Here is a 12099-nt window from a genome sequence, read left to right as displayed (position 1 = left end):
TCCTTTTGCGACACATACCGTTCATATAGGGCAGGATTGAACCGTCAGGGCCCGCGGCCCGTGGAAATTGAGCCGAGTCGAATTGGGGTCCGCAGTGAGCGAAGGTACGACCAGGACAGGTCTGCCGATGGCGAGCCAACGGTGAAACCGTGGAGCGTCGGGATCATCGGCCTGGCCGGCCTGGTGGCCATCGTTGCCGGCGCTTACGTCTCGCCTGAGGCCCTACTGGCCGTCGGGGTCCTCAGCGCCCTCGGCATCGGCATTGGCTGGCCCTATTTCCTCGGCATCCCCGCCAAGAAGACCCTCGCGGCCCTGATCGGCCTGCCCGGCGTCGGGTCGGCCGTGGCGGCGACCTATCTCCCGGCTCCCGGCTTCCTGGACTGGACGCCTTCGTTCATGGCGGTCGGGGTGATGGCCATCTTCGTCATGCAGCTGATCCGGGGTACCGGCCAGGCCCAGCGGCTCGAATCCACCCTGGGCTCGTGCTCGGGGGTCCTGCTGTCCTGCCTGGGCGCCGGTTGGATTGCGAGCTCACGCTTCAACGGCGTCCGCGAAATGATCCTCGTGGCCGCGGTCAGTGCGGCGATCGCCCTGATGGCGGGGCTGATCCGCTGGCCTGACCGGATCGTGGCGCCGCTGGGCATCGTGGCCGCGGGGCTCGCCGGGCCGCTGGCCGGCCTGGTGTTCTCCGACATCGCAGTGCTTCCGGCTGCCCTCGCCGGCGTCGTCGTGGGCGCGGTGCTGGTGAGCTTCCGCCGCCTGGTCATTCTCAGCGGCGAGGGCTTGACCGTTTTGGCGGCCGTGGGCATGGGCCTTGGCCCGGTGTCGGCGGTCGGATCGCTGGCGTACTTCATAGACAAACTACTCATCTACTAGGCGTTAGGATGGCATCATGTCCGTACTTGCATATGAGATCTTCTTCCTTGTCCTGCTCGGCGTGGCCAGCCTGTCCATGGCCTGGTTTGCCGGCTTCGTCGTGTACCGCCTCTTCAAAGGCCAGAAGTAGCACGTTCCAGAACCCGTAGCTTCCAGAGGTAGATGCTGTGCCGATTGAAATCCCTACTGATCTGACCCCCGAAATCGTTCCGCTGTCCTGGCTCATTGGTGAGTGGGAGGGCAGTGGCCGGCTGGGAGCCGGGGACGAGGACTCCGAGCACTTCGTGCAGCATGTCTCGTTCACGCACAATGGCCTGCCGTACCTGCAGTACCGCGCCGAGAGCTGGCTGACCGACGACGAGGGCACGAAGCTGCGCCCGCTGACGGTGGAGACCGGTTTCTGGGCCCTTGACCGCAAGCAGCGCGAGGAGGACAGCGGCCCGGGCCTGATTCCAGGCGACATCGTTCCGGTGCTTAAGAGCGCGGACGAAGTCGAGGCCCTGCGCAACAGCGACGGCGGCTTCGACATCTCCGTCTCCATCGCCCACCCCGGCGGGATCTCGGAGCTGTACTACGGCCAGATCAAGGGCCCCCAGATCCAGCTCAGCACCGACATGGTGATGCGCGGCAGCCACTCCAAGGAGTACACGGCGGCCACCCGGATCTTCGGGCTCGTAGAAGGGAACCTGCTGTGGCGCTGGGATGTGGCCACCGGCAAGGGGTCGACGGCGGGCGGCGGCCTGGAGGCCCACGCGTCGGCCATCCTCGCCAAAGTAGGCTAACCACGCGGTCTCACTGATTTTTCCGTTGTCTGCATCGACCAAGGAGAAACACCGTGAACGACTCAGCTGCCGGCACAGGCACCAGCACCGACGCCGGCAAGGCCAGCTACGCCGACCTCAAGGCCGTGTACTTCAACGGCACCCTTAAGAGGTCCCCGGATGTGTCCAACACCCAGGGCCTGATCGAGGTCAGCCGCCAGATCATGGAGAAGCAGGGTGTGACAACCCGCGTGATCCGCACGGTGGACCATGACATCGCCAGCGGCGTCTACCCGGACATGCGCGAACACGGCTGGGCCACCGATGAATGGCCGGAAATCTACCCGGCCGTCAAGGAAGCGGACATCGTGGTCGTCGCCGGGCCCATCTGGCTGGGGGACAACTCCTCCCAGACCAAGAAGCTCATCGAACGCCTCTACGCCCACTCCGGGCAGCTGAACGCGAAGGGCCAGTGGGCGTACTATCCCAAGGTGGGCGGCTGCCTGATCACCGGCAATGAGGACGGGATCAAGCATTGTGCCATGAACGTCCTGTACAGCCTCCAGCACATCGGCTTCACCATCCCGCCGCAGGCCGACGCCGGGTGGATCGGCCCCGTCGGGCCAGGGCCGAGCTATCTTGACGAAGGGTCCGGTGGCCCCGAGAGTGATTTCACCAACCGCAACACCACCTTCATGACCTGGAACATGCTGCACCTGGCGCGGTTGCTCAAGGATGCCGGCGGCATTCCGTCCTACGGAAACCTCCCCGACGCCTGGAAGGCCGGCACCCGTTTCGACTTTGAAAATCCGGAATACCGCTAAAGCTAAGGACGTTCCTTTCAATATGACTATCAAGAGCCCCCTGTTGTCGCGCCCGGCCGCCGTTGAGGCCGGCGGCGCCGACGCCGGCGTCGCCGCCCACTACGGCGAGCCGCTCCGGGAGCAGCGGGCGCTGGCCGCCGGCACCGCCGTCGTCGATCTCTCCTACCGCGGCGTGGTCACGGTCAGCGGACCGGACCGCCTGAGCTGGCTCAACACCCTGTCCTCCCAGCAGCTCACTTCCCTGGCCCCCGGCCAGTCCACCGAACTGCTGTTGCTGAGCGTCCAGGGCCGGATCGAGTTTGACGCCCGCGTGGTGGACGACGGCGCCACCACCTGGCTGATCGTCGAAGGGGCCGAGGCGGCCCCGCTGGCCGAATGGCTGAACAAGATGAAATTCATGCTCCGGGTCGAGATCGCCGACGTCTCCGCCGACTGGGCCGTGCTCGGTTCCACGCGGCGCATCCCGGAGTGGTCGCAGCTGCAGGCCTGGGAAGATCCCTGGCCGCACGTCGGCGCCGGCGGCTACTCTTACGCGGTGGTGGGCGAGGACGCCCACCCCGGACTGGAGCGGCCCTGGTTCGAGTACCTCGTGCCCGCGGCTGAGCTGGTCGAGACGGTGGGGGACCGGGCCCTCGCCGGCACCATGGCTTCCGAAGCCTTGCGGATAGCCGCATGGCGGCCCCGGTGGGGCGCGGAAACAGACGACAAGACCATCCCGCACGAACTCGACCTCCTCCGCACCGCCGTGCACCTGGCCAAGGGCTGCTACAAAGGCCAGGAGGCGATCGCGCGCGTCCACAACCTGGGCCACCCGCCGCGGCGGCTCGTGTTCCTCCAGCTTGACGGATCCCAGCACACCCTGCCCGCGGCCGGCAGCGAGGTACGCGCCGGCGACCGCAAGGTGGGCGTCGTGACCTCCGTGGCGCAGCACTACGAAATGGGCCCCGTGGCCCTGGCCGTGATCAAGCGTTCCGTCGCCCCGGAGGACGTCCTGACCGTTGTCGACGGTGACGAGCCCTACGCCGCGGCCCAGGAGGTCATTGTGGCCCCCGACGCCGGCCAGGTCGTAGGCCGCCAGACCGGCTTCCTGCGGGGGACCCGATGAGCGACTCTTCCCCGAAGGATTCAGCGCCCGACGACGACACGCTGGCGCTGGCCCACACGCTCTTCGACGCGGCCCGCGAGGGCAACTCCGCGCTGCTGGGCGGCTACCTGGCCGCCGGCGCCCCGGCCACGCTGACCACTGCCTCCGGCGACTCGCTGGTCATGCTGGCGGCCTACCACGGCCACGCCGGCACCGTCCGGCTGATCCTGGAGCACGGCGGCGACGCCAACATGCCTAATGACCGCGGCCAGACGCCGCTGGCCGGCGCCGTCTTCAAGGGCTACACGGACGTCGCCCAGGAGCTGTTGGCGGCCGGGGCGGACCCCGACGCCGGCACCCCCTCCGCGCGGGCCGCCGCCGAAATGTTCGCCCGCACGGACATCCTGGCCCTCCTCGGCTGACCCCGCCGCCGGCGCCCGGCCGCCGGGCAGGCCTGCCTGGCCCGGCGGCCTGCGCAGCCTGGCCGGCGCCGGCCGTGCAGGATTTGGGACAATTGCCGCCAAATACTCCACATGGAATAATCGGTGTGGAGTAAGAGCACTTGAGACCGCAGAGGACTGCACCATGGCCCGGGTAACCGCATTGACACCGCTGGGTGTCGCCGCACTTTCCCTGCTCGTGGAGGAACCCATGCATCCCTACGAGATGTACCAGCTCCTGATCGCCCGGCACGAGGACCGGCTGGTCAAGGTCCGGCCGGGGACCCTCTATCACGCCGTCGGTCGGCTCGCAGAGCAGGGTCTTGTCGCGGCAACGGGAACGGACCGGGGAGGCAACCGTCCGGAGCGCACCACGTACACGATCTCGGCAGCCGGCCGCGAGGCGTTCACGGCATGGCTCCAGGACATGCTCGCCGCCCCGGTCAACGAATACCCGTCCTTCCCGCTGGCCATCTCCGAGGCCTACAACCTGCCCGCCGACGTCGTCGTCGAGCTCCTGGACCGGCGCCAACGGGCGCTGCGCGAACAGCTCGACTTCCTGCTCTCCGGCGAGGAGCGGCTCAAGGCGAAGGGCGTGGACCGCAAGTACTGGATCGATGTCCAGTACCAGCAGAGCACGCTGCAGGCCGAAATTGCCTGGATCGGCGGCCTGCAGGACCAGCTCCGCTCCGGCGAACTGCCGTGGTGACGCCCTTGCACAACCGGCGGCCGGAACCTGGCCGCCCCCAGCATCTCCCATCCAGTATTCACACCAGACCCTAAGGAACCCCATGGAAAACGTAGCCCGGCCATGGCCGGCACTCTGGTCCCTGGTGATCGGCTTCTTCATGATCCTGATCGACACCACCATCGTCTCGGTGGCCAACCCGAGCATCATGGAGGGCCTCAACACTGACATCAACGCGGTCATCTGGGTCACCAGCGCCTACCTGCTGGCCTATGCCGTGCCGCTGCTCATCACGGGCCGGCTCGGGGACCGTTTCGGGCCGAAGAAGCTCTACCTCTCCGGCCTCGTGGTCTTCACGCTGGCCTCGCTGTGGTGCGGGCTCTCCGGCAACGTCGAGACCCTGATCGCGGCCCGCGTGGTCCAGGGCCTCGGCGCGGCCATGATGACGCCGCAGACCATGGCCGTCATCACCCGGATCTTCGCGCCGGACCGGCGTGGAGCGGCCATGGGCATCTGGGGCGCCACGGCCGGCGTCGCCACCCTGGTCGGCCCGATCCTCGGCGGCGTGCTGGTGGACGGCCTCGGCTGGGAGTGGATCTTCTTCATCAACGTCCCCGTCGGCATTGCAGGCTTCGTCCTCGCCCAGCGCTTCGTCCCCACCCTGAGCACGCACCCGCACAAATTCGATATCCCCGGCGTGCTGCTCAGCGCCCTGGGCCTGTTCCTCCTGGTCTTCGGGATCCAGGAAGGCGAGACGTATGACTGGGGCACCATCGCCGGACCCATCACCGTCTGGGGCCTGATCATCAGCGGCATCGCAGTGCTGGTGGCCTTTGTCCTGTGGCAGCGGTTCAACAAGGGTGAGCCGCTGCTGCCGCTGTCCCTCTTCACGGACCGCAACTTCTCGCTCGCCAACATCGCGATCACCACGGTGGGCTTCACCGTCACGGCATTCAGCCTGCCGCTGATCTTCTACTACCAGATCGTCCGCGGCCTGACCCCCACCGAATCGGCGCTCATGATGGTGCCCATGGCCCTCATCTCGGGCGGCCTCGCGCCGGTGGTCGGCCGGATCATCGACAAGGTCAACCCGAAATTCATCACGGCAACGGGCCTGGTCCTGATGTCCGTGGCGCTGTTCTGGAACTCCCTGCTCATGCACCCGGACACGCCCATCTGGCTGTTCCTGCTCCCGAGCGCAGTGCTGGGCTTCGCCAATGCGGGTATCTGGGCGCCGTTGAGCTCCACCGCCACGCGCAACCTGCCGCCGCGGCAGGCCGGGGCCGGCTCGGGCGTCTACAACACCACCCGCCAGATCGGCGCCGTGCTCGGCAGCGCCGCGATCGCGGTCCTCATCCAGGCGCGGCTGGCGGCCGAGCTTCCCGCCCGTCCCGGAGCTGGCGGGGATGCCAGCCCCATGGGCTTCGGCGGAGCGCTGCCCGAGGCGCTGCATGAGGGGTTCTCGACGGCGATGGGCCAGTCCATCCTGCTGCCCGCGGCCGTCATCCTGCTCGGCGCCGCCGTGGCGCTCTTCTTCGCCAAACCCAAGCCGGTCCAGGGCTGGGGTGCCCCGGGTGCCGCTGCCGCATCAGACGCGGCGGCCGGCGCAGGGGCAGGCGGCACGGCTGACGGCGCGGACAAGGCAAGCGGCCGAACGGACAACGCCGCCGCGGAGCGGCGCTAGTCCGGCCGGCATCCGGATCAGCCCAGCAGCACGCTGGTCTGGATGCCGCCGGCGGAGAAACCGAGGCTCCGGGCCAACGCCAGCGACCCCTTGTTGCTGACCTCGGAACGCCACTGCAGCGTCAGCCCGGCGGCGAGGGCCTCGTGGGCGGCAATTGAGGCGGCCAGCTTGCCCAGCCCGCGGCGGCGCCATTCAGGCGCAACCAGCACGCCCAGGTGGGCCAGGAGCCCCTCCCATTCGGCGTAGGCCCCGCAGGCCACCGGCGTCCGGCGTCCGTCTTCCAGATGCAGGACGGTGAAACGGTGTTCGAGGTCCGCGAGGCCCACCTCGTTGACGTCGTCGGGCGGGCAGAACGACTCCAGTTCAATCGCTTCCGGGTTCCCGTGCGAGACGGTCAGTTCCCCGGAGCGCTGCTGCAGGGGGAGGTCGTCGGCGAAGAACAGCGCGGCGGCGCCCAGACCGTGGCCGCCGTGCGCGCGGGTGATGGTCAGCAGCGTCACGTGCTGGGCCAGTTCCTCGTCGGAGAGGCCTTCGGCGGCGTCCAGCGCCCATTGGGGGCCAACCAGGGCGGAGTTGCCGAACAGGCGGACGAACTGCACGGACCGGGCCGTCTCGTCGGCCCGGGTGAGCCGTACACCTGCGGCGGCCGCGAAGGCGCCGTCGTCGAACCCTAAACGGCGCGCCCACGCGAGCTGGACAATTTCAGCGGAACCGGGCTCAAGAGTCATGCAACAACCCTACCTACCGCGGGGCCGGGGTTCCGGGCGCAGCCGCCGGGCCGCCGCCTGCGGGCCGCATCCCTGTCTGCCGTCGCCCGCTTAGCCGCAGAGGCCTCCTAGCCGAAGAGAACGGCGGCCTCGTCATAGCGGCTCTGCGGTACGGACTTCAGGTTGCCGAGAGCGGCGTCGAAGCCGACATGCACAATGTCCGTGCCGTGCAGCGACACCATGGTGCCCCAGCGCTTCTCCACCACCGAGTCAATCGCCGCCATGCCCAGCCGGGTGGCCAGGACGCGGTCGAACGCCGTCGGGACGCCACCGCGCTGGATGTGGCCCAGGACCGTCGCGCGGGTCTCGATGCCGGTGCGTGCCTCGAGTTCGGGCGCCAGCATTTCGGCGATGCCGCCGAGACGGGGGCGGCCAAACGTGTCCAGTCCGCGCTCCGAATGCGGGGACTCCTGGCCCTCGGGCACGAACCCCTCGGCAACGACCAGCAGCGGGGCGCGGCCACGGTCGTGGGCGGAGACGACCCACTCGGCGATCTGGTCCATGGAGGCCTTTTGCTCCGGGATCAGGATGGCGTGGGCGCCCGAGGCCATGCCGGCGTGCAGGGCGATCCAGCCCACGTGCCGGCCCATGACCTCGGCGATCATGCAGCGGTGGTGGGACTCCCCGGTGGTGCGCAGCCGGTCGATCGCCTCGGTGGCGATTTCCACGGCAGTGTCGAAGCCGAAGGTGTAGTCCGTGGCGTCGAGGTCGTTGTCGACCGTCTTGGGCACGCCCACGATCTTCAGGCCGGCGTCGGTGAGCCGCTTGGCGGCGGCCAGGGTGCCCTCGCCGCCGATGGCGATGATGGCGTCGATCCCGAGGCGGTCCATGTTGGCTTTGATGACCTCGGGGCCGCCGCCGTTCTCGAACGGGTTGGTGCGGGACGTGCCGAGGATGGTGCCGCCCTGCTTGGCGATGCCGCGGACCATGGTGCGGGGGATCTCCACAATGTCGCCCTCGACAACGCCGCGCCAGCCATCCTTGAACCCTACGAACTGCTGGCCGTGGACCGCGATTCCCTTGAGGACGGCGCCACGGATGACGGCGTTCAGTCCGGGGCAGTCTCCGCCGCTGGTGAGGATTCCAATTTTCATGTCTTGGCTCAAATCCTGGTTTGAAGGGGTACAGGCAGAGCGCCACGCTGAGCTCACCTAGAGTCTAGTGGCGGGTGTGGGGCAGGACACAAACGGTTACAAAAGTGCCCCCGCCTGGCGGCGGGGGCACTTTGCGGGACGCGGGGGCGGGCCTGTGGCGGTATCAGGGCCGGGAGGAACGCTTCGACAGGAAGCTTTGGAGGACGATTGCGTTGCGCTGGTCCGGAAGGAGCAGCCACGCGGCAAGGTAGACCACGAACGCCGGCCCAGGGAGAAGGCTCAAGAGCAGGTAGGCGATCCGGACATAGGCCACATCAACATTGAGTTTGGCGGCGATTCCACCGCAAACCCCGCCAAGCCAGCGCTGCGGACCGCGTTTTAGGCCGAAGCCCCGGATGGTGTCGAAGAATTTATCCATGGTTCAAGACTTCCCTGTTGTTGGTTTCTTGTCACGCCTGCGTGCCGAGACCAGCCCGCCGATGATCAGGGCGGCGCCCGCCCCGATCATCAGGCCGATCAGCACATAGGTGCCGTTGAGGGCCACGAGGCCCAGCCGGGAAATGATGAGCAGCGCGGCCAGTGCCACTACTATCAGCCCCCAGACCACCGTGCCCACCCGGGCCGGGGAACCGGTCTGTTCAAGGTCCTGCCCGGCGTCGGGCCGGGAGTCGTCATAGCTGCTCATGTCAGTTTCCTTCCTTGATGGTCACGTTGCTCACGGTGCCGGAGACCTGCAGGACCAGCCGGGCGCCCGGCTTCGCGGTGTTGTAATCGCTTTGCTGCTTGGTGATGCCGCCGCGGTCCTGGTTGCCGTCGTGGAGGCTCCCCATCGTCATGTCCCCCTGGACCTGCACGGGGACGGTCGTGGGGATGACGACAGTGAGGTTGCTGGCTGTCGCGTCGATCGGAACAACGACGTCGGAGCCCAGCGGCGGATTCAGCGCCAGCTTCGTCAGGTCCACCGTTCCGGCGCCGCCGGTGATCTCGAAGCCGCCGCGGGCCTGTTCAATGCTGGCCGGCGTCCAGTCCGCGTTCTGGAAACGGAACCGGTCACCATTCGGGACCACACTGAAGATTCCGCCGATTAGCAGCGCCACCACCGCGAAGAAGCTCAGGATTCCCGAGGTCCGGCCCCGCAACCCGGCAAACAGGATCCCGAGGCCCAGGATGACCGCGCCGACCGCCCAGACCAGGGCATTGCCGGCATCGCCGAGGTCGATCACGTTGGCGGCGTCGAGGGCCTTGATGCCGCCGCCCACCAGGAGGGCCGAACCGACGGTCACGGCGACAGCCGGCGCGCCGGGGCCAAGGTTACGGGGCGCGGCCGGTGGGGGCGGGGTGGCCCCGGACCCCGGGCCGTAGCCGCCGGGGGAAACCGGATCGGTGGGGCCGGGAGGGATGGGGCCGGACGGCGGAGGCGGACCCCAGACGGGGCCGGCGCCGGTGACTCCGGAGCCGCTGCCAGGCTGGCCGTAGGCCGGGCCGCCGCCCTGGGGGAGGCCGGCATCGGGGAAGCCCGCATCGGATTGCGGCCCGGCGCCAGTGCGGGAGGCTCCCGCAAAGGCAGCGGTGCCGGCCGGGCTGCTGTAGTCGTAACGCGATGGCACGGGAGTGGCTCCGTTCCGGGTCTTGTTGCGTTGGGTCAGGTAATAGACGAGGTAGATGGCACCGCCCACCCAAAACACGGTCCAGACGAACGCGCCGAAGCCGTAGCGGTCCCAGCCCCAGACGCCGGTGCCGAGGCTCGGGAAACCGATGACCGTGGTGATGAGGGAGCCGGTCATGCCGGCCGTCCACCGGCCCGCGGCGGCCTCCTGGACGTGGATGCGGCCGTCAGGTTCGGGCAGCAGCGCCCAGGCGAGACCGTAGGCCAGCACGCCGATCCCGGCGAAGACAGCCAGGACGATCAGGACACCGCGAATGATCAGGGGGTCGACGCCGAGCCGGTGGGCTATGCCGCTGGCCACGCCGCCCACCCAACGGTCCCGTCCGCGGTAGATGCCCTGGCCCCGGATCCAGTCGAAGAAGTTCTGGGACTGCGGCGCGGGGAGCGGTCCGTCCGGGGCCGGGAAAAGCCGCGGCGGCGCCGGCGGCGGCGCGGCGTTGTCCGGGCCTGAATTGTCTCGCCCGGCGTTGTCCGGCCCGGCGCCGGCCGGTTGGGCGCCGACCGGCTCAGGACCGGCCGGAGCGGAGCCGGGCTGACCCGTGCCGGGAAGTTCTGTGCCCGGACGTTCCGTGTCTGGTTTGTCCGTGGCTGGCCGGCCTGCGGAGGCCGGGCTTTCATCGGGGTGCGGGGTGTGCGGATTCATACTTCGATCCTTCCCGTTCCCGGCGCCGGGCTCTACTGGGGAACACCCTGAACGGTCCCTGAGTGTCCCCCGGCTGGGCCCTCAAACGCGTCCGGGGAACCCCGATCCGTGCTTGGATTGATCCATGACAACCGCGCCCGCCCGCCCGCCGCTGGTCCGCAGCAGCGACCGCGTGATTGCCGGCGTCTGCGCGGGCCTCGCCAACCATCTGGGCTGGCCGGTGCGCATGGTCAGGATCGGCATGGTGGTGGCTGCGCTCGCAGGCGGCGCCGGGGTGGTTTTTTATGCCTGGCTCTGGATCATGGTGCCCACGGCGGATGAAAGCGCCCGGCGCAACGCCCGCCGCCCGGCGTCGCCGATCGCCCCGGCGGTCAGCTCCCCGGACGCCCCCGGAGTCCAGGACACCGCGCCAACTCCCGGTGCGCCCGGAACCCCCGGCATGCCCGGATCCCGAGGCGCGCGCGGTGCCGCACCGCAGGGGTCCTGGTGGTCCAAGGTGCCCGGCATGCCCTTCGGCAAGGAGATCCTGCTAGGCGCCGGCTTGCTGCTGGCCGCCGGGATCCTGATCGCCCGGCTCCTCGGCGTTGACGTGCCGCTGGGCACCCTGATCCCGGTGGCGGCGATCCTGGGCGGTGCCGCAATCGCCTGGATGCAACTGGACGAGACCCGCCGGGCGGGTCTCGTGGACAAGACCAAGGCGGACCAGGCCGGCGGCTGGGCGCGCCTCGCGGCGGGGCTCGCCCTCGTGGTGGCCGGCGTGCTGGTCATGGTGTCCGGCTCGGGTTCCTGGGAACAGACCTGGCTGGCCCTCCTGGCCTCGGTGGCGGTGCTCGGCGGCGTGGCCCTGGTGCTGCTGCCGTGGGGGCTCAAGTTCTGGCGCGACCTGGAGGCCGAACGCGCGGGGCGGGTGCGCGCCACCGAGCGCGCCGAGATCGCTGCCCACCTCCACGATTCCGTGCTGCAGACGCTCGCGCTGATCCAGCGCCGCGCCGGCAACGAACACGACGTCATCCGGCTGGCCCGCGCGCAGGAGCGCGAACTGCGGGGCTGGCTGTACCGGGACGCCGACAAGGAGTCCGGCCAGCTGTCTGAGGGCATCAAGGCCGCCGCCGCAGAGGTCGAAGACGCACTCGGGCACGCGGTCGAAGTCGTCAGCGTGGGCGACTGCGCCATGACCCAACGCCACGAGGCCCTGGTCCAGGCGGCCCGCGAGGCCATGCTCAACGCCGCCCGGCACGGCGGCGCAGCCGTGTCAGTGTATGTGGAAGTCACCGACGCCGCCGCAGAAGTTTTCGTCAAGGACCGGGGCCCGGGCTTCGACCCGGATTCGGTTCCCCCGGACCGGCTCGGCGTCCGGGAATCGATCATTGGCCGGATGAACCGCCACGGCGGCACCGCCGCCATCATCAGCAGCCCGGACGGCACCGAGGTGCGGCTCCGGCTGCCCGTCGTGGCCGCCGCGTCTGCCGGAAATGCCGGCGCTGCCGTCAACAACGCCAACGGAGAGGCCAAGCAGTGACCAGCCCAGCACCAGGACAGCCAGCACCAGGAAATCGAGCACCGGAAAACGCA

Annotated in this window: 13 protein-coding genes; 8 read left to right on the top strand and 5 right to left on the bottom strand. The window is 69.1% G+C overall.

Annotated elements, in window-relative coordinates; all coding sequences use genetic code 11:
• Positions 1–141 precede the first annotated feature (141 nt).
• The 7 genes from ACFVTM_RS11725 to ACFVTM_RS11695 all read left to right on the top strand — a co-directional run bounded on the left by ACFVTM_RS11725 (position 142) and on the right by ACFVTM_RS11695 (position 6357).
• Positions 142–876, top strand: a complete 735-nt coding sequence (locus tag ACFVTM_RS11725) for a permease (protein ID WP_390203620.1) — start codon at positions 142–144, stop codon at positions 874–876.
• A 167-nt stretch (positions 877–1043) separates the two neighbouring features.
• A complete protein-coding gene (locus ACFVTM_RS11720; protein WP_390203619.1) occupies positions 1044–1658 on the top strand; it encodes an FABP family protein in 615 nt (204 codons plus the stop codon).
• Between the two features lie 53 nt (positions 1659–1711).
• Positions 1712–2461, top strand: coding sequence for a flavodoxin family protein (locus ACFVTM_RS11715; protein ID WP_390203618.1), 750 nt, complete (start codon positions 1712–1714; stop codon positions 2459–2461).
• A 22-nt stretch (positions 2462–2483) separates the two neighbouring features.
• On the top strand, positions 2484–3566 hold the full coding sequence (locus ACFVTM_RS11710) for a YgfZ/GcvT domain-containing protein (protein ID WP_390203617.1): 1083 nt from the start codon (positions 2484–2486) through the stop codon (positions 3564–3566).
• Positions 3563–3967: an ankyrin repeat domain-containing protein gene (locus ACFVTM_RS11705; RefSeq protein ID WP_390203616.1), complete on the top strand. Its 405-nt coding sequence runs from the start codon at positions 3563–3565 to the stop codon at positions 3965–3967. Before ACFVTM_RS11710 ends, ACFVTM_RS11705 begins: the two co-directional genes overlap by 4 nt.
• A 163-nt stretch (positions 3968–4130) precedes the next feature.
• Complete coding sequence (locus ACFVTM_RS11700) at positions 4131–4694, top strand: PadR family transcriptional regulator (protein ID WP_390203614.1); 564 nt, start codon at positions 4131–4133, stop codon at positions 4692–4694.
• 82 nt (positions 4695–4776) lie between these two features.
• A complete protein-coding gene (locus tag ACFVTM_RS11695) occupies positions 4777–6357 on the top strand; it encodes an MFS transporter (protein ID WP_390203613.1) in 1581 nt (526 codons plus the stop codon).
• A gap of 17 nt (positions 6358–6374) precedes the next feature.
• Here the strand turns inward: ACFVTM_RS11695 and ACFVTM_RS11690 are convergent, their stop codons facing one another.
• From ACFVTM_RS11690 to ACFVTM_RS11670, 5 genes are all read right to left on the bottom strand, one after another.
• Positions 6375–7085: a GNAT family N-acetyltransferase gene (locus tag ACFVTM_RS11690; protein ID WP_390203612.1), complete on the bottom strand. Its 711-nt coding sequence runs from the start codon at positions 7083–7085 to the stop codon at positions 6375–6377.
• A gap of 107 nt (positions 7086–7192) precedes the next feature.
• Positions 7193–8218 (bottom strand): 6-phosphofructokinase, encoded by a 1026-nt coding sequence (locus tag ACFVTM_RS11685; RefSeq protein ID WP_390203611.1) that lies wholly within the window; start codon positions 8216–8218, stop codon positions 7193–7195.
• Positions 8219–8381: 163 nt separating this feature from the next.
• On the bottom strand, positions 8382–8636 hold the full coding sequence (locus ACFVTM_RS11680) for a PspC domain-containing protein (RefSeq protein WP_390203610.1): 255 nt from the start codon (positions 8634–8636) through the stop codon (positions 8382–8384).
• Positions 8637–8639: 3 nt separating this feature from the next.
• The gene (locus tag ACFVTM_RS11675; protein WP_390203609.1) at positions 8640–8903 is read right to left on the bottom strand and encodes a hypothetical protein; all 264 of its coding nucleotides are present in this window, start codon (positions 8901–8903) and stop codon (positions 8640–8642) included.
• A 1-nt stretch (position 8904) separates the two neighbouring features.
• A complete protein-coding gene (locus ACFVTM_RS11670; RefSeq protein WP_390203608.1) occupies positions 8905–10527 on the bottom strand; it encodes a PspC domain-containing protein in 1623 nt (540 codons plus the stop codon).
• 124 nt (positions 10528–10651) lie between these two features.
• On the opposite strand from ACFVTM_RS11670, the gene ACFVTM_RS11665 reads away from it, so the two are divergent.
• On the top strand, positions 10652–12046 hold the full coding sequence (locus tag ACFVTM_RS11665; RefSeq protein WP_390203607.1) for a PspC domain-containing protein: 1395 nt from the start codon (positions 10652–10654) through the stop codon (positions 12044–12046).
• Positions 12047–12099 lie beyond the last annotated feature (53 nt).

Origin of the sequence: Arthrobacter sp. NPDC058130 (assembly GCF_042884475.1) — a bacterium.
In the GTDB taxonomy this organism is placed as follows: domain Bacteria; phylum Actinomycetota; class Actinomycetes; order Actinomycetales; family Micrococcaceae; genus Arthrobacter.
Note: the sequence above shows the minus strand (reverse complement) of the source record. Positions and strands in the feature narration are given on the sequence as shown.